General features: G+C 40.3%; 17 protein-coding genes and 1 pseudogene. 7 read left to right on the top strand and 11 right to left on the bottom strand.

All coding sequences use genetic code 11. From position 1 onward, the window contains the following. Positions 1–7 precede the first annotated feature (7 nt). Positions 8–1174 carry a beta-aspartyl-peptidase gene (gene iadA / locus H5201_RS01155; RefSeq protein WP_182717601.1) on the top strand — a complete coding sequence of 389 codons (1167 nt, stop codon included), beginning with the start codon at positions 8–10 and terminating at the stop codon, positions 1172–1174. Positions 1175–1201: 27 nt separating this feature from the next. Here iadA and H5201_RS01160 read toward each other — a convergent pair whose 3' ends face one another. From H5201_RS01160 to H5201_RS01170, 3 genes are all read right to left on the bottom strand, one after another. Continuing rightward, positions 1202–2500, bottom strand: a complete 1299-nt coding sequence (locus H5201_RS01160; RefSeq protein ID WP_182717602.1) for a hemolysin family protein — start codon at positions 2498–2500, stop codon at positions 1202–1204. Positions 2501–2631: 131 nt separating this feature from the next. Continuing rightward, positions 2632–3414 carry an ABC transporter substrate-binding protein gene (locus H5201_RS01165; RefSeq protein ID WP_259398455.1) on the bottom strand — a complete coding sequence of 261 codons (783 nt, stop codon included), beginning with the start codon at positions 3412–3414 and terminating at the stop codon, positions 2632–2634. A gap of 34 nt (positions 3415–3448) precedes the next feature. After that, complete coding sequence (locus H5201_RS01170; protein WP_182717603.1) at positions 3449–4561, bottom strand: arginase family protein; 1113 nt, start codon at positions 4559–4561, stop codon at positions 3449–3451. Between the two features lie 429 nt (positions 4562–4990). Here H5201_RS01170 and udp point away from each other — a divergent pair, with 429 nt between their 5' ends. Then, positions 4991–5746, top strand: a complete 756-nt coding sequence (gene udp / locus H5201_RS01175; protein ID WP_149979966.1) for a uridine phosphorylase — start codon at positions 4991–4993, stop codon at positions 5744–5746. Here udp and cdd read toward each other — a convergent pair. The 3 genes from cdd to ppc form a co-directional block, all read right to left on the bottom strand. Next, the gene (cdd, locus tag H5201_RS01180) at positions 5727–6659 is read right to left on the bottom strand and encodes a cytidine deaminase (RefSeq protein WP_145234421.1); all 933 of its coding nucleotides are present in this window, start codon (positions 6657–6659) and stop codon (positions 5727–5729) included. The genes udp and cdd overlap by 20 nt on opposite strands. A gap of 48 nt (positions 6660–6707) precedes the next feature. After that, complete coding sequence (locus H5201_RS01185; protein ID WP_145234423.1) at positions 6708–7085, bottom strand: hypothetical protein; 378 nt, start codon at positions 7083–7085, stop codon at positions 6708–6710. Between the two features lie 399 nt (positions 7086–7484). Continuing rightward, a complete protein-coding gene (gene ppc / locus H5201_RS01190) occupies positions 7485–10130 on the bottom strand; it encodes a phosphoenolpyruvate carboxylase (RefSeq protein WP_182783538.1) in 2646 nt (881 codons plus the stop codon). 220 nt (positions 10131–10350) lie between these two features. Between ppc and H5201_RS01195 the strand changes: the two genes are divergently transcribed. The 3 genes from H5201_RS01195 to H5201_RS01205 are packed head-to-tail and all read left to right on the top strand — an operon-like array spanning position 10351 to position 12074. After that, positions 10351–10716, top strand: coding sequence for a thiol-disulfide oxidoreductase DCC family protein (locus H5201_RS01195; RefSeq protein ID WP_149979962.1), 366 nt, complete (start codon positions 10351–10353; stop codon positions 10714–10716). After that, positions 10716–11450, top strand: a complete 735-nt coding sequence (locus H5201_RS01200; protein WP_182739495.1) for an SDR family NAD(P)-dependent oxidoreductase — start codon at positions 10716–10718, stop codon at positions 11448–11450. Before H5201_RS01195 ends, H5201_RS01200 begins: the two co-directional genes overlap by 1 nt. Positions 11451–11459: 9 nt before the next feature. Further along, a complete protein-coding gene (locus tag H5201_RS01205; RefSeq protein ID WP_145234432.1) occupies positions 11460–12074 on the top strand; it encodes a flavin reductase family protein in 615 nt (204 codons plus the stop codon). A gap of 186 nt (positions 12075–12260) precedes the next feature. On the opposite strand, the gene H5201_RS01210 is transcribed toward H5201_RS01205, so the two are convergent. Further along, positions 12261–13070, bottom strand: a complete 810-nt coding sequence (locus tag H5201_RS01210) for a peptidase S8 (protein WP_182783540.1) — start codon at positions 13068–13070, stop codon at positions 12261–12263. A 230-nt stretch (positions 13071–13300) separates the two neighbouring features. Between H5201_RS01210 and H5201_RS01215 the strand changes: the two genes are divergently transcribed. Next, positions 13301–14275 carry a transposase gene (locus tag H5201_RS01215; RefSeq protein ID WP_182717609.1) on the top strand — a complete coding sequence of 325 codons (975 nt, stop codon included), beginning with the start codon at positions 13301–13303 and terminating at the stop codon, positions 14273–14275. Between the two features lie 197 nt (positions 14276–14472). Further along, positions 14473–14982: pseudogene (ycaC, locus tag H5201_RS01220) on the top strand (isochorismate family cysteine hydrolase YcaC); the annotation flags it as partial. Positions 14983–15072: 90 nt separating this feature from the next. Here the strand turns inward: ycaC and H5201_RS01225 are convergent. The 4 genes from H5201_RS01225 to H5201_RS01240 all read right to left on the bottom strand — a co-directional run bounded on the left by H5201_RS01225 (position 15073) and on the right by H5201_RS01240 (position 18619). Further along, a complete protein-coding gene (locus tag H5201_RS01225) occupies positions 15073–15471 on the bottom strand; it encodes a hypothetical protein (protein ID WP_145234441.1) in 399 nt (132 codons plus the stop codon). A gap of 70 nt (positions 15472–15541) precedes the next feature. Then, positions 15542–16486, bottom strand: coding sequence for an ornithine cyclodeaminase family protein (locus tag H5201_RS01230; protein ID WP_182717610.1), 945 nt, complete (start codon positions 16484–16486; stop codon positions 15542–15544). A 1-nt stretch (position 16487) separates the two neighbouring features. Next, entirely contained in the window at positions 16488–17573 is a 1086-nt protein-coding gene (locus tag H5201_RS01235) for a Xaa-Pro peptidase family protein (RefSeq protein ID WP_182783542.1), read from the bottom strand. Further along, positions 17570–18619: a proline racemase family protein gene (locus H5201_RS01240; RefSeq protein ID WP_145234449.1), complete on the bottom strand. Its 1050-nt coding sequence runs from the start codon at positions 18617–18619 to the stop codon at positions 17570–17572. The genes H5201_RS01235 and H5201_RS01240 overlap by 4 nt, the downstream gene beginning before the upstream one ends. Between the last annotated feature and the right edge of the window lie 203 nt (positions 18620–18822).

Here is an 18822-nt window from a genome sequence, read left to right on the forward strand (position 1 = left end):
CTTCACTATGTTGACATTAATTCGAGGTGCAAACCTTTATACTCCAAGCCCTCAAGGGCAGATGGATGTACTCATCGCTGGTTCTAAAGTGATTGATTTTCGAACCGAGATCAAACTAGAAAGTAATACCGAAGTAAAGATTATCGATGGCCGAGGAAACATTCTAGTACCAGGCTTTGTTGACTCTTTGGTCCATATTACAGGCGGTGGCGGCGAAGCAGGTTTTACTAGTCGAACGCCAGAAATGAACTTAACTGATGCCACCTTAGCAGGTATTACAACCGTTATTGCAGCGCTGGGCACTGACTCAAGCAGTCGCACACTAACCAACTTAGTTGCTAAAGCGAAAGGCTTAAAAGAGCTTGGTCTTAATGTATTTTGCCATACTGGCTCTTATCACTTACCCGCTAAAACACTGACGGGTAGTATTACAAATGACCTAATGTATATTGACGAGTTTATTGGCGTAGGCGAAGTGGCAATTTCAGATCACCGTAGCAGCCAACCCACCGTTCAACAACTCGCAGAGTTGGCAGCAGAAGCAAAAGTCGCCGGCATGCTAAGCGCAAAAAAAGGCACCGTGAGCATTCATGTCGGCCCCGTTAATAGTCACTTAGCGATTCTGCATGAGGTTGATAAAAATACTGATATTTCATTGAGTCAGTTTTATCCAACACACATGAATAGAAATAAAGCGCTGCTTGACGCTGGGATTTTATTTTGTGAAGCCGGCGGTACAATTGATTTTACCACCAGCACAACTGAGTATGATCTTGCTCATGGCGAATATGCTGCCGCGCAAGCGTTAGCTTACTGTTTAACACACAATGTTAAGCCAACACAATTGACTATGAGTTCAGATGGCCATGCCAGCCTGCCAATATTTGACGAGCAATTTAATTTGCTCGGGCTTGAAATTGGTAAAGAAGCCTCTCTGTTAGGTGCTTTTCAACAAGCTGTACATCAATATGAGGTGAGTATAGAGCACGCATTAATGGCCATAACCACTAATCCCGCTAATGTACTGGGGATTAAAAAAGGCACTATTAGCAAAGGCTCAGACGCCGACTTAGTTTTACTTGATAGCAACACTTTAGCGCCACAACATGTATGGAGTAATGGCATTCATATGGTTGAGCAAGGGTTTGCAATAATAAAAGGCGCTTTTGAATAAATAATGAGGCGCATAGCGCCTCACGTTTTATTGTAAGACTGGTTCTACCGGTAGTATTTTAGACACCAATAATTGCTCAACTCGGATCCCTTCAACATCCACCACTTCAAATTTAAAACCTGCGAATTGAATATATTCTGCACGTTTAGGAATTCGCTTCATGGTATAAATTAAAAATCCGGCAACAGTTTCATAATGCATTTGCTCTGGAAATTCATCCACACCGAGCACTTTTGCCAGCTCAACGGCTGGGGTTAAACCATCAACTAACCATGAATTTGCATCACGTGCGATAATTAATTCATCACCATTATGGGTGATCAAATCTCCCATAAAGCCTTTCATAAGATCTTTAACTGTCACAATTCCCACGACAAGTGCGTATTCATTTACCACCACTGCGAAGGGTTTTGCTGCGCCTTTAAAGGCATTTAATGCCTCTGACAAACTCAGTGTTTCTGGTAGATAAAAAATCTCTTTTTCGAGCATTTCGTCGTTAATATTCGCTGCATCGCCTTTGAGCACTTGGCGAAGAATATCTTTTGATTCAACTGAGCCAATTAATTTATCTAAATTGCCATTGCATACCAAAAAATGATTATGTGGATGATCAATGATTTTGCCCGAAATACTATCGCTGGCTTCGTTAATATCAAAGTAGACTATTTGATCTCTAGGTGACATTACACTCGATAAAAAGCGCGCTTCTAAATCAAATACATTACCAATTAAATCATATTCTTGTTGTTGTAAGCTGCCATATTCTGCGCCTGCATCCATCATTGCGACTATGTCTTCGGTGGTTACAATGTCTTCACGCTCTGCCGGCACATTGAATAAGCGTAAAACAATGTTAGTTACACCATTAAAAAACAATACTAACGGTGTTAATGCATACGTTACCCAACGCATAATCGTGACTACGCGAACCGCAACAGCCTCTGGTAGGATCATAGCTAAGCGTTTTGGTAATAAATCAGCAAATAAAATAAACAATGAAGTAATTGTCAAAAACGACAGTAAAAAGCTAATTTGCGCCAGTAACGGTCCTTGATAAAATAACACAAGCACACTTTCAACATAAGGTGAAAGCGCTTGTTCGCCCACTATACCGCCTAAAATAGCAATTGCATTAAGGGCAATTTGGATCATGGCAAAAAAAGCACCGGGTTGCTCTTGCAGCTTTAACACTGCAGCCGCTTTAGCATTGCCTTCGTCAGCCATGACTCTTAATTTAATTTTACGTGATGCTGCGATGGCGATTTCCGACATAGCAAATAACGCACTGATCAAGATTAATAAACCAATCCCGATTAAGTCACCCATTTATAACTCCAAAAATAAGCGCTTTTATAAGCAAAAGCAGCTGGATTATAACCCCTTTTAAAGGTTGGGCAATTTAAATTTAATTAATATTAAAAGTAATTAAATATCAGTGCATTACCAACAATAAAAGCTTACTGATACGCGTTGAATGCGTTGCTGAGTTTGGTTTGAGTTGGCTTATCTAGCGCTTTGTTACAAGCAAAATACAGTGCTGGTTGCGTGATCTTGAGTCTTAAAATTGGTGTTAACTTGTCAGTAACCTGCCTTTTAGACTGTTCAAATTTAACGCGTTGTTCAGGTAATACGACGATATCGATAGTGCTTTGACGGCTTTGAACTATTTTAAAAATATTATCAAAACTATTCATCAGCATTAGATTTACACCTTCTTCAAAGCCCTGTGATAATAAAAAGTGATGGCTGTAATTATCTTTTAATACCGCAATTCGGTATTGCTTTGCTTGCTCTAGGGAATTGATAACAATGTTTTTTGAATTCAATGCATACAGATAAGTATTCAACTTTGCTAATTCTGCAATCCAAATAAATTGCTTTTCACGAGAAGTTGAGCGCGCCATAGAAAAAATGCACGTTTGCGGATCGCGCAGTACCATATTAAATGCAGTACTCCAACTATGCACTGAAATTGTATAATCGAGTGTTGAAGAAGCTAACACCATTTGAACTTTATCAGCGATATAGCCAACAAGTTGTTCGTTTTCATCAAGATATTGAGCAGGCGGAAAATATTCCGTCACCACATTTAATTTAGCGAGACTTTGATTACTTAAGATTATAAATAAAAAATAACACCACTTAGCCACTCTTGCCCCACCGATTATTACTTTAAGCATCTGTTGATGTAAATTAAATATAACGGCAAATAGCTGATTTGTGAATTTAAAAAGCAGCATGCCGTAGCAGGCTGCTTAAATGAACTGTTATTGACTATGCGCGGTTCATGGCATTAATTAAAAATGCTGAAATTTTTGCACCTTCTCTAAGCGTTGTATCTGAACTCGATTGACCAATCAGTGAACTGTCAGTAAATGGGGCAATTTCCATCATATCAGCGCCAGTGATCGGAAATTCATCAGCCAAAGCAACCAAGATATCCAAAGCATGCTGCGGCGTTAAACCGTTCCCTTCGGGTGTGCCTGTTGCTGATGCAAACTCTTCATCGAGGGCGTCAATATCAAAGCTGACGTAGAGTTCATCAACATTGTCAGCTTTAAGCTGAGCAATGACTTCTGCGGCAATTGCCGGCGCGCCTCGTTCGATGATCTCATGGGCCCAATGTTGTTTAACGCCAAAGGTAGATTCCCAGTGCTCTTTTGGCTTACCGCTTGAACGAATACCAAATTGGATCAGATGATGCGGTGCAGGTAAAAACTCTAAAATATGAGTGCACCACGAGCCAAAACATAAATCGATACCTAAACGTTCAACGAGTAAATCGGTATGCGCATCAAAGTGAATAATCGCAGTGCGTTTACCTTGCGCACGCTTTGCCTTCAAATACGCTTTAGTTAACGGGTAACTAATTGAATGATCACCACCAATACCAAAAATGCCTTTATCAGTAAACGTTGCATAAAAGCTATCGCATACATCTTCAGTGATAGACAACGGGCTGACATAATACTCACTGCTTGGATTATCATATAATGCCTGTTGGCAATTACTGATAGTCGCGTCGTTTAAATATTTATCATGCAGTAAATGTGGGATAACCCTTACATCACCTAAATCAAACGACTTTGCCTGAGGCTGCTGATCAATCAATGTTGAGCGTAAAAACAATGGCCCCCAGTTGGCGCCGCGTAAAATGCCACCACCACAGTCAGAGCTAATACCTAAAGTCACCGCTTTATGCTCACTTTGACTAAGTGTATCGAGTGATGCACGCCATAGCGTATCGATATTATCTTCTTGCCCATACAGTTTCATACGCAGCGCCGCTTTACGTTCTTTTGCAGTATTAACCGTAAAAACGCCATCGCCCGGCGGACATAAACAGTGCTCAACTTTACTTTTAAATGTGTGCCATTGTGTGCTCATTGCAATTCCTTACTGTGTGCTTTTGCGTAGTTATGCAAAAGAGCGTTGTTGAAAATAAAATTAATAAAAGATTAACGCGCCGATTTTCACTCGCAATTTTATTACTCTCGCCGCTTTAGCTACATTTTAAATAACTATATAAACCTTTAAAATAACAATTGGTTATACTTATTTATCCAACAACGTATAAACTAAAATAGAGTGCCTAGTAGGATTGATATAGTGTCTATGAATACAAGTCAACTACCGGCGATGACACAAATTAAAGTCAGTTGCTTGAATATTCAAAGAGAATGAATAAATTTGATAACGGACATCCGTCCTGTACAAGGCAATGCATTGTAGTAATTATGCTAAATTGACAACAACTCTTTATAAATTAGCGTTATTAACTGACGTTAGAACAAAAGTTATAAATAAGGCCCCGCTATGGAAAAGGTATTTCACTTAGGACTCACCCGCGACGATCTACACGGTGCAAAACTTGCAATTGTACCGGGCGATCCAGATCGTGCAGCACGTATTTCAACTTTTCTCGAAAACCCAACTTGCCTCGTCCAAACCCGAGAATTTCATGCTTACTTAGGTCAACTTAACGGTAACTCTGTGGTTATTTGCTCAACCGGTATTGGTGGTCCTTCAACCTCCATTGCAGTAGAAGAGCTGGCGCAATTGGGAGTTGAAACATTCTTACGAATTGGCACAACTGGCGCTATTCAACCTCATATTAATGAAGGTGATATTTTAATCAGCCAAGCATCTGTGCGTTTAGATGGTGCGAGCCAACATTTTGCGCCATTGAACTACCCTGCGGTGTCTGACTTTTTCGCCACTCAAGCGATGGTAAATGCGTGCGGTAATTTAGGCATTGATTTTCATATTGGTATTACTGCATCAAGCGATACTTTTTACCCAGGTCAAGAACGTTACGACACTTACTCGGGTTATGTACCAAAAGCATTTCAAGGTAGCTGTGAAGAATGGCAAAAGCTGGGCGTGATGAACTATGAAATGGAATCAGCAACCTTATTTACAATGTGTGCAGCACTGGGGCTAAAAGCCGCCTGTGTAGCTGGTGTGTTGGTTAATCGTACTCGCCAAGAAATCCCCAATGTAGATCACGGCGAGATTGAGAAAAAATCAGTCGCCGTGGTACTCGAAGCCGCTAAACTGCTGTTGGCTTAATATTTAAACTAATACTTTGTAGTACTGGCAAATCAGTGTAACTTGCCAGTACTGCTTGACTGACACTTAACTGATTTCCCTTACCCTGCGTTTGTAGTAACTCAATCCCTTTGACAACATCTTTAGTCATTGCCAAACCGGCTAAATGCAATTGACTCACCGCACTTTGCAGTGGTGATAAGCTCGGGCTATACGCGGCATTTTCCGCATAACAACCATAAAAATTACCATTTTCGAAAGTACTAATTTTCACTGCGCTGTAATTTTCAGAGTAAGGTACATATGCAGCCAACGCATAACTTAACAACGTTTTATCCAGTTCATCAGTTACAACAAATTCATGCTGTTGTGGAGCGGGGTTAAACAAGCTATAAGAATTACCTAAATCTTGCGGACCAAATGAGTGAGGGAGTAAATCAGCCAGCTTGAATTGCTGCTGCGGTAATAAAATATCAAAGCTCTGCGCATCAGCCAACTCATTCATAAATTGACGACAATAACCACATGGCGCATCACTGATAGCAATTTTAGCTATTTTTTTCGCGCCATTGAGCCAAGCGTTATTAATTGCCGATTGCTCAGCATGAACCACTAAGCTTAATGCTTGTTGTGCAAATTCAACGTTAGCCCCAAAATAAAAATGTTGCTCACCGTGTTTATCGTAGCCAACTACAATTGCCCCAACAAAAAAATGTGAAATAGGCACAACTGCAAATTTTGCAGCAATAGGTAAACAGGCACGCAGTATAACCTCGACAGGTTGCTTATATTGCGCGCACAAAGCTGTGATATCAGCGGTATTTAAAATACCCTTGTGCTGTTTTACGTGAAGATATAACTGCTGCTGTTGTTTTTCACTGAAGCTAAAAACGCAGCTAGTTTGAGTACTTACTGTAGGCGTTAATGAAGACATAGACTAGTTTTATGATTTAATGGCTAACTAGTTTAGAAGGTTCAACGCTTAAATGCTAGGTTGATTTACTAACCAATTTTTCGCGCTGTTAAAACAATCAAAATTTTCTGCTTTTATATCAAAGCGCTGTGCTTTTTGCAAAAACAAATCGTGCATAAAACCATCAAAACTAACGACGCGAGCAATAAAGCAACTAGCTAACCACTGAGATACTGCTGGCATAATAGTCAGCAGTTCACTTGCCGGAAATTTATGCGTTAATTCAGACACATCAACGAGTAATTTATTACTGCCGTAAATAGATACATACTGCTGCGCAATTTGATAAAAGTTCATCACATCCTGTGCACTTGCCGTCCCTCTAAGCGTCATCATTATTAATGACGTAGATGCATCATACGTGATGCAAGTAGACACATTTGACATAATTACTACTCGATTATTAGTACAATTGCCATAAAATGACAAAACAACCGACATTCTAGATAAAAAAAACAGACAGTCAATATCTAGTAGCAAATCAGGTCTGACCAGAGCGTTAATACAGAATAAAGGATGGTTTTTTTTGCTAAAATGATACCAAAAAATACCTTGTTGTAACTAAGTTATAACCTGAAACAGCTTAACGATAGGAAGTAACTGTATTCAATACATCTAAGCTGAACTAAGATTAAATAAGATGTTTAATGCGGATAAATATAACTTACTTGGTAATATATGCGCCGAACCTTACCAGCACAGCGCACTGTTAGTGCTCAATTAACTAATTAATGGACCTCTCGCTGCTAAACACAGCAAAGAAGTCCACACTTAATTATTGGATAATCAACCGGTATTACGCATACCTGCGGCAATCCCAGTCATAGTAATCATTAACGCGTTATCAATGTCACCAGAGCTGCCTTCTGCCGCTTCGCGCGAACGTTTTAACAACTCAACTTGAAGCACATTCAATGGATCCGTATACGGGTTGCGCAAACCAATAGACTCTTTTATCCAAGGTTGATCGGCAAGCAAACTTTGCTGTGGACTTAACGATTGTACCAGTGAAATAGCCTGCTTGAGCTCTTTACGCAGTTTTTCACCTAGTGGTTTGTATTGCTCTTCAACTAAAGCGTCGTCGTAATGCGCACTTAACCAACAGTCCGCTTTACTGAATACCATTTCAAGCATTTCTAGACGGGCTCTGAAAAACGGCCAGCGTTGACTCATCTCATTAAGGGTGTCTATGCCGTGTTTTTCAAGTGCAGCTTGTAAACCAGTTAGTGCCCCAAGCCATGCTGGTAGCATTAAGCGATTTTGACTCCAAGCAAAAATCCACGGAATAGCTCGCAGGCTTTCAACACCACCATTGGGATTACGCTTTGCTGGACGCGAACCAAGCGGTAATTTTGATAGTTCCTGCTCTGGTGTTGCCATTCTAAAGTACGGCACAAAGTCTTCATCAAAACGCACTACATTACGGTAATGCTCACATGACTTTTCACTGATCAACGCCATTACATCACGCCATTCATCTTTTGGCTCTGGTGGTGGTAACAAATTACTTTCAAGCACAGCACCGGCATAGATGTTTAGACTTTCCAGCGCCACATTAGGTAGGCCAAATTTAAAGCGGATCATCTCCCCTTGTTCGGTAACACGCAGGCCACCTTTGAGTGAACCTGGTGGCTGTGAACGCAAGGCTTGCGCAGCAGGTGCGCCACCACGGCCAACAGTACCACCACGGCCATGGAATAATATCAGCTCAATACCACGTTGCTCTGCCAATTGTACAAGCTTATCCATTGCCTCGTATTGCGCCCACCCGGCAGCCATCATCCCAGCATCTTTGGCTGAATCTGAGTAACCTATCATAACATTCTGTATGCCCTCAGCTTGGCCTCGATACCAGTTATTATCTAGCAATTGAGTAATAACATCGCTGCCTGCATTTAAGTCATCTAAGGTTTCAAATAATGGCGCAACAGGCAGTTTAAAACTACAACCACTTTCTTTTAATAGCAGTTGTACTGCTAATACATCAGAGGCTGTGCGTGCCATTGAAATAATATATAAACCAAACGTCGACGCATCTTGCTTGGCGATTACATCAAAGGTGTCGAGGACTTCTTTTACATCAGCGCTTGGTTGCCAATGTTTAGGAATAAGCGGGCGACGAGAGTTAAGCTCGGCTAATAAAAATGCCTGCTTATCTTCTTCTTGCCATTGGTCGTAATCACCTAAACCCAAATAACGAGTGAGCTCTGAAAATACCTGACTGTGGCGTGATGAGTCTTGGCGCACATCTAGTTTAGCTAAACGAATACCAAAGCTATTAATACGACGTAACACATCTAATAATAAGCCATTGGCTACCACCGCAATGTTACTCTTAAGCAAAGAACGGTAGCATGCCTCAAGCGGCTGCTTTAACTGCTCAATGTCAGTGACGATGTCTTGTGCATCGGTGCGCTTATTCATAATTTTAGCGCCAAGATGAGCAACGGTTTCACTCACTTGCGCTTTGAGTACTTTTAATACCGCACGATACGGTTCAAAATCTTGTCCAGCGAGCTCGACTAGCTCATCACTGGCTTGTGACATAGAAAGCTCAGTGCTTAAAGTGTCGATATCGCGACTGTATAAATCCAGTGCCATCCAGCGCCCATGATCCAGCACTTGCTGCGTCACTAATGCTGTTACAAATGGATTGCCATCGCGATCGCCCCCCATCCATGAGGTAAATTCAACGGGGCTGTAATCGTTTGGTAACTCTAAATCAAGGTGCTCTTTTACTTCTTTATTAAAGTCTCGTAAAAAACGCGGAACGGCATGCCATAGGCTATTTTCGATAACTGCAAAACCCCATTTTGCTTCATCAATTGGGGTTGGACGTGAACGACGGATGTCGTCTGTATGCCATGCTTGGCTGATCAACTGTGCGATACGGTTTAATATATTTTCACGCTCATAAGGCAGGTTATCGGTACGCTCAAGAGCTGCTAAACAATCACTTAATTCAACGTGTTTGTTAATAATTGTACGACGAGTTACTTCAGTTGGGTGTGCAGTTAAAACTAAATTGATATGCAGTTTAGCTAAACTTTCTGCGATTTCATTGGGATTTATTTTACCCTGCTGTGCGTGGCTAGCTAATGTTTTTAAAGTTTGTGTTAACGGGCTTAGCTGACAAAAACCCACGTCATTAAAACGAGAAATAGTATGAAACTGCTCTGCAACATTGGCTAGATTCAAAAAGTGATTAAAAGCACGTGCCACTGGCAGTAACTCTTCATCGGTTAAAGCATGCAGAACATTAATTAAGGTATGGCGGTCTTGCTCGTTTCCTGTGCGGGATGACTTAGCTAAAGCTCGAATTTCTTCTACTTTATCTAAAATCGCTTGTCCTTGGGCGTCTTTGATTGTTTGGCCTAATAATTGCCCCAATAAATTAACGTTCCCACGCAAGGCGGCATATTGTTCACTCATTCCTGATACTCCATTGTTGATGTTTATACCATAAAGGTACTAATAATAAGCCGTGTTCAATTTTTAAGTGTGGAGTGTAAAATGCGGTAAAAAATCGACACTTTGCTTACCTTTATATTTGTAAGACTCTATTAATATCATCCAAATGGATAATTTAACAGATCCAAGGCTTATTCTATTTCGTAACAAGACATAATGAATCGATGAATTTTGAGTAACTATGATTATTTTTTACGATGGTAATTGCCCGCTTTGTGTTAAAGAAATGGATTCACTTAAGCGTGCTGACACACACAACAAAATAATACTCGAAGATATAAATAAAGATGATTTTGAGCAGCGCTTTAAAAACATAAAACGCCACGATGCCATGGCGTTTTTGCATGGCCAGCGTGATAACGGTGAAATGATTTACGGATTAGATGTCACATTTGAAGCATGGCAAACGGTTGGCCGTCATTCATGGCTAAAGCTGCTACAATTACCCATAATACGCTTTATTGCCGATTTAGGTTATCGCCTGTTTGCTAAGTACCGCAGACAGATCACACGCATTTTCTGTCAATCAAGTTGTGGGATAAAATAATGACTAACGCTTATATTATTTTCGGTGCAAGTAGTGAAATTGCAAATGCGTATCTAAAAGAAATTGCCAAACACGATCCACAGGCTATAGTTTTTTGTGTAAGTCGCAGCTCTATTGACACATCCGCTGTCGGTATTGTTGTTGAGCAGTTTGTTTGTGACTATTCCAAAGCACGCTTAAGTGAATTAACAAACTTACTTAAAGAGCGCGCAATATACCCAACTCAGGTAGTTATTTTTAACGGCCAGCTACATTATGCGCAATCTATGCCTGAAAAAAAACTCGACGATATCGATGAGCATTATTTCAATACCTTACTCAACACCAATACATTGACTCCTATTTTGTGCCTGCAAGCAATAGCGCCGCTACTTAGCCACAAAATACCTTGTACCATAACGGCCTTAAGTGCGCGAGTAGGTAGTATTACAGACAATAACTTAGGCGGCTGGTACAGCTACCGCGCCTCAAAAGCAGCACTTAATATGTTATTCAAAACAGCAGCTATTGAACTGCAACGACGCGCAAAACAAACACGTTTAATTCTTTTTCATCCGGGCACAACAGATACTAATTTATCTAAGCCGTTTCAAAAAAATGTACCCGCAGGTAAGCTCTTTACACCTGAGTTTGTAGCATCACAACTTTATACTCTTTTACAACAACCTGAACAGCTCACTGAGGTAGGTCAACCCGCCTACATTGATTGGCAAGGTGAGCACATACACTGGTAAGGATAAACCATGCACTTTACAACAGACGCCATTAGTCAGTTAGATAAACACTACCGTACGCATTTAATAAACTCACTATCTGGTTTTAAAAGTGCCAACTTAATTGGTACTCAAGATAGTGCAGGCAACACCAACTTAGCAATTGTAAGTTCGGTTATTCACCTTGGCGCGCATCCACCGCTTGTAGGTATGATTATGCGCCCACATAGTGTACCTCGTCATACTTTCGAGAATATTTTAGCAACCGGTGTTTACACTATTAACCAAGTGAATAGCGAGATTGTGGAACAAGCTCACCAGACTTCTGCCCGTTACGATAAAAATGAATCTGAATTTGATGCTACAGGCCTTACAACCGAGTATCTGGCTAATTTTTCGGCTCCGTTTGTTGCTCAAAGCCGTTTAAAGTATGCAGTTAAATTTGTTGAGCATCAACACCTTGCCGTAAATGGCACTGAGTTAGTAATCGGTGAGATTATAGACTTACATGTTGAAGACTCAGCAATTTTAGAGGATGGTTTTATCGATTTAGAGTCAATCAACACCGTCACCATTAGCGGCTTAGATAGTTATCACAAAACACACGCTATAACGCGTCTACCCTATGCTAAAAAACCTCGTTAAATAGAGCAGCTGAGCTTTGAAAATGATTGTTAAGAGTGTCATATATACTTTGAATAATTAAATATCATACTTTGATATGGTTGTTAACACTGCGCTATGGAGTAAACCTCAGCAGCAAGTGCAACGTATTATATTGAAAGTCGCAACTACCTTACAATAGACTGTTTTGGTAATTGCGACCCACACTTAAAATATTATTTTAAACATTTCTAATGAGCAAGGATACATTGCATTACAACCTATAACTGTAGGCAGAACATTGGTTCCAAAACCACCATTATTGACCGCTTGTACGTAATAACCATTAATCGATTTAAGCGCGATGTTGTCACCATTTTGAATTAATGCACCAGGGTTATTTGGTAATTCTATAGTGAACGTTTCCCATATTGATGCCGCAGTTCGGTTTGCATTAAGTGCAGCCCCACCACCTTGCTCTGCCACAAAATAGTATCCTGATGTTGTTTGGATATGTATTTCATCACCACTTAGCAAATCACCGCCATTAATATCTATTAAATTAAATTGCTCCCATGGACCAATTGCAAGACGATTTGCATTCACTGTATCCCCCCCATTATTCTCAGCCACAACGTAATATTGGCCACCTGTTTCTAGGGAGATATTGTTTAATATAGTGGGGTTACATGGTAGCGTGGTAAAAGTGAGATCTTCACCTTGCAGTGTTGATCTGGGCGGTTTTGGATCACCATGAAACCGAAAATGATACTGCGTTCCACACTCTAAATTAGCTACTTGCGCACTCACAGGGCCATTAACTCCTGCGGGTGTGACTAAAACACTAAAGCCATAGTTTGTGGTTTCACCATAATCAATTATTTCACCACTTAAGCCAATAGTAGATGCCGAATAACCATTTAACTGCGCCGTTGTTGTCGTAATATTGCTTGCAGGTTGTGTTGTGTACTGCGTACCAGCATGCGCAATCGATGCCGTACCAAGTAAAACCACAAATAAAAGTTTTGAAGTAATCATTGTCGAGTTCCTGTGACGTTTATGCTGCTAGGATTAACAGCTCTATAAGCGTAAACGTCGACATGAAATAAAACATTACACCTCATTACAAGTCGCATAATGATAAAAAATTTACATGACACCCACTTAAATCTAAATTCAACAACTGATTCCAATTCAAACCCATCATAAAGTTGCAGTCCTATATAAAGTGACTAGTATTTTTATAGAAACACAACATTGGAGGTTTTATGGCAATCGCTCGAAAAAGACAAATTAGCCTAAGTGATACTCGCTACTATCACTGTATATCTCGTTGCGTAAGAAAAGCTTATTTATGTGGCATAGACAAGCATACGGGCCAATCGTATGAGCACCGCAGAGAATGGGTTGAAGATAAAATTATAATGCTCGCTTCAATATTTTGTATTGATGTATGCGCCTATGCTGTGATGAGTAATCATACACATATCATCCTTCATGTAGCTAATAATAAAGCTAACCGCCTAAATGATAAAGCCATTGCTTTACGCTGGCACAAAGCATTTAAAGGTACTTTATTAACTCAACGCTTTGTGAAAAATGAGGTACTCTCTTCTGTCGAACTGCAATTAGTAAAGTCTAGCATTGGAGAATATCGTTCAAGGCTAATGGACATTAGCTGGTTTATGCGATCACTTAATGAGTACATTGCTCGCAAAGCTAATAAAGAAGATAATTGTAAAGGTAGATTTTGGGAGGGACGCTTTAAATCTCAAGCTTTACTTGATGAGTCAGCACTAGTGGCTTGTATGGCCTATGTCGATCTAAACCCAATCCGTGCTGGAACCGCTTCATCACCTGAAAACTCAAATTATACAAGTATTAAAAAACGTATTGCAGCAGCACAAAATGCCAAACAACCTAGGTCCTTATTTCGCTTTGCAGGTTTAACAACAAAACACACTGTAAATGGTTTGCCTTTTGAACTGAACTCTTACCTAAACCTTGTTGATAAAACAGGGCGCTGCATAAAAACAGATAAAACAGGTTATATAGATCATTCTTTGCCACCGCTACTAGAGCAACTAAACATATGCCCTGAAAACTGGCTAAAAATCACCAGTAGGTTTACTAAAGTCTTTCATGGTGCAGTTGGTAAACCAGATGCAATTGACCGGTATTGTGAACACCAACACTTTAAACGACGAAGTAACCGCAAAAATTGCGAAAAACTATTAGCGTAATACCATATAAAACAACTTTTTACTTTTTATCAGCTCAAGGCTGAAGCTTGTGCTGCCAGTTATTTGCTATACTCGCCCAAAAATGAACATTTACTATTCTGAGAAGAGTTTTTTAATATCATTAGACACATAAAAACTCTTGTAACTGTATTGAAGTTAGGTGTCATTTTAATTTTTAAAAGTAGTGGATGTCTTTTAACTTACTCGCATTGGCAGACTGTGCAAAATACTTTGCGATGCCAACAATTTTAACCACCAGCTTTGAAGAAGGCCCCAACGGCCCGCTAGTACCTGAGTTAAAAGAAATGTTTCCAGATTCGCCCTACATTGCTCGGCCTGGACAAATTAACGCATGGGATAATGAAGAGTTTGTTGCCGCTATTAAAGCTACAGGAAAAAAACAAATCATTATTGCTGGAGTAGTAACTGAAGTATGCGTTGCATTCCCAGCTTTATCCGCTTTAGCAGAGGGTTTTGATGTATTCGTGATCACTGATGCTTCAGGCACCTTTAATGTAATGACTCGTGATGCAGCTTGGGATCGCATGTCAGCTGCTGGCGCACAACTTATGACCTGGTTTGGCGCAGCTTGCGAATTACATAGAGACTGGCGCAATGATGTGGAAGGACTGGGGACTCTATTCTCAAACCACATTCCAGATTATCGCAACCTAATAAATAGTTACTCAACCTTCCAACCTAAATAACATACTATTTAACAAGGGGCTGGCCCCCTTTTTTTATAACTAAAAACTAAACAATATAAGTGAGTTGCATACCAAGCATGCTCGTTTACCTCACGTTAAAAAATAGCTCCCCACGCACAAACTTAGACCGCTAACCAACCAAACTAATGCATAGCTTTGCCATAGTTGTGAGTTGTTATAAACCTTTTGCGGGTTATTTTTATCAACCAATACACTGCAAGGCTCGCCTTGTTTGAATCGTGTGAGCAGGGTGTTGTCGTGACTGACCAATACGCTATACAAATGATTGTTAAATCTAAAGCTAACTAACATTGACTGTGACGGCAATAGTTCATGAGCACCAATACGAGTATTAACCGCATTAGTGATGTTATCAATCACACACACGCGCCAGTGATGTTTGCTTATTTTACACTTTAACCACCTAAAAAGAGGCAGTAACCCTGCAAAAATAAAACACACACCCAATATCAATAGCACAGTATTCATCTTTCACTTACCTTATAAAACTAAAACAGACACACAGCACACACATTAAAAACTCACCACAAATTATCTATTAGTTCTGTAGAGATTGATAAACTTGATTTGCAGCAATCAAGTCACTCAGTGCTGTACCAACTGATTTAAATACCGTTATATCCGTTTCGTTAAAACGGGCTACGGTATTTACCTTCGCTAAATCAGCTAATTCAGCACATACGCTTTGCTCGCAAAATACACCTTCACTTATTGGTATTAATAATTCACCTGCTTCTCCTAATACATTGGTTTTACTATCAACATAAACGCGGCTACGAGTAATTGTGGCGGTGTCGCATTCGCGATGGTCACTCTGATGATTACCGATTAGGTCAACATGCGTGCCTGATTTTAACCAGTTGCCATCAAATAATGGCACTTGAGAGCCGGTCGCGCAGCTGATCACGTCAGCACTGTAAATTACTTCTTGCGTACTTTGCCCAATGACAAACTCAACATCAGGATATAACTGCTCTAAACAACTTTGCAGGGCGACTACTTTTAAATGATTACGCGCCACCAGCGTTACTCGTTTAAAATTACGAACAGCCAAATGCGCACGCACCATATACTCGGCTAAGTTACCACTGCCAAAAAATACTAAATGATTACTATTCTCTCGGGATAAATAACGACTCGCAAGCGCCGATACGCTTGCCGTACGCCATAAAGTAATACTCGTGCCATCTACCAGTGCCAACGGTTCGCCGTGCTCGCGCGAAAACAACATTATTTTAGAATACAAAGAATCAAAGCCCGCCTCGCCATTATTAGGAAAATAAGTAAATGCTTTTACGCCAATCACTTGTTCATTCCATGCAGGTAACACAGCAAACGCATCCCGGCTACCGCTGTTGCTATCTAACTCATAGACGTTACGCTTTGGCATAGTAAAATCGAGGGCAAAACCTTGCTGCATAGCAGTGATTAACGAGTCAAAATCAAGGGCGTTATCAATGTGTTTTTTATCAATAACTTGCATTTTATAACTCCAGTTCGAATGGTTTAGGTGCGTGAGTTAAAATTTCATAACCCGTGTTGGTGATCAAGATGTCCTCCTCTAAACGCACCCCTCCATATTCAGAGATATAAATACCTGGCTCTATGGTGATCACATTGCCCACTTCTAATACGTGCTTAACGTTGCTATTGATAAACGGCTGCTCGTGTAAAAATAGCCCTAAACCGTGGCCAAGCCCTTGTCCTGCCCATTTTCCAAAACCAGAGCCATCCAATACTTGTTGTGATGCATTTTGTAAATCAATGCAATCAACTCCTGGCTTAATTAAATTAATAGCAGCTTGTTGTGCAGTCGCTACTGCATTGTAAATTTGAACTTGTTTGCTTGACGCTTTACCTAATACATAACTACGTGTCATGTCTGAGCGATAGCCATTAACAACAGCGCCAAAGTCTAGGGTAATAAAGTCGCCTTCTTTAAGTGTTCTATCACTGGGGCTACCATGGGGCAGCGAGGTACGCTCTGCGAACATTAAAATCGTTGCAAACGACATTCCTTCAGAGCCTAATTTTTGCATTCTAAACTCTAGCTCTAAGGCTAAATCACGTTCGCTTACACCTACTTTAAAATATGGAATAGTGTGTGCAAGTGCTTCATCCGCAATCGCAGCCGCAGCTTTTATTTGTGCTACTTCCCAGTCATTTTTGATCATGCGCTGACGTTCAATTACTCCTTGAATTGGCATTAATGTGTGACCACTCAAATCACTAGCAATTTGCTGCCACAATGCCACATTAATAAATGCCGCATCAAAACCTAAATGGCTGTTAGCAGGTAAAAAACGGTTAATACAACAGCCTAAACTTTCGCTATCACGGTCGCGGCTGATCACTTCAAACCCTTGGCACTCAGATTGTGCGCGCTCAAAGTAACGATAATCAGTAATAAGTATGCAGCTAGCTTGCGTCACAATTGCATACGCGGCATTACCACTAAACCCGCTCAAGTAGCGAATATTCTCATGCCCTAACACTAATAACGCCGTTAAGTTTTGCTCTGCCATACATTGTTTTAGTAATTGTTGGCGTACTAAAAAATGATTATTCATCGAAAAATAAATCCTTGTTTTAGGGGATCTGTTGGATCAATTAAAAAGGTATGTTTACCCGTCACAAAGGCTGTACCCGTAACACGAGGAATAATCGCAGACCGTGCTTTAACCTCACATGTTTGCTTAACCATTACATTAAATGCTGAGCCTAAAATGCTCTCAATATTTACACTTTGTCCTACCGCTAATTCGCCTTTGGCAAAAGCTAATGCAGCACGAGCGCTTACGCCCGTGCCTGTAGGGCTTCGATCAAGTTCACCTTCGGCAAATACACACACATGACGGCTAAAGTGGTTAATTTGTGATAACTGGCTATTGGAGTAAAAAATAACCCCATATAAAAAACCCAGTGCCTGATCGGTTGGGTGCGTTGGCTGATATTGATTAGTCACTTGCTGTTTAATGGCTTTCCCAAGGCTAATTATATGTCCATGATTGTCAGGTGCTAAGCTTAAATTAAGAGTATCTGCATCAACAAATGCGTAGTATGCACCGCCAAACGCTATATCACAGCTAACCGAACCACACATCGGCAAGCTTATTTTAACGTCTAATTTATCAACAAAACTGGCGACATTATCAAAATATACTTGCTGTAACTGATTATTGTTAAGTTCAACATACGCTTTTATAAGCCCAGCTGGAGTGTCTATTCTTAGTTCATTATAGCCATCTTTAAAGTCAACAAGTGCGCAATCTTTTGCAGCGGTAGCCAGTGCAATAATCGCATGCCCGCACATGGTGCTATAACCTTCATTATGTAAAAAAAGTACGCCAAAATGGCTATCTGAGCGCACAGCACAAGTGATCACTGCGCCATACATATCGGCATGACCACGAGGTTCAAACATCAATGCTTTTCGTAAATAATCAAAACGCGCTAAACAATCGGCACGCTTTTCAAGCATCGTATCACCTGTAAGTTGCTCAAAGCCATCAACTATAATACGCAATGGTTCACCACCAGTGTGCATCTCTAAAGTATGTATTTGTAACCAATCATTATTAGGCTGCTGCCAATGGGAAAATAAAGTCTGGGTCATAATTAACTCCTTCACTTTTGTATACAATATATCTCAATATTTTTTAGTGCAATAACTTTAATAAAAAATGCTGAGCAGTTACCTACTCAGCATCAAGGCTGTGTTACTCTTAATGAGAATGTGCTTAAACATTTTGTCAGTTTTAGTTTTCGCTTGTTAGATACTATTTACTAAAACGACAATTTACAGCCACTTACCAGGGA

Origin of the sequence: Pseudoalteromonas sp. SG43-6, from assembly GCF_014164365.1 — a bacterium.
Taxonomy (GTDB): Bacteria; Pseudomonadota; Gammaproteobacteria; order Enterobacterales; family Alteromonadaceae; genus Pseudoalteromonas; species Pseudoalteromonas rhizosphaerae.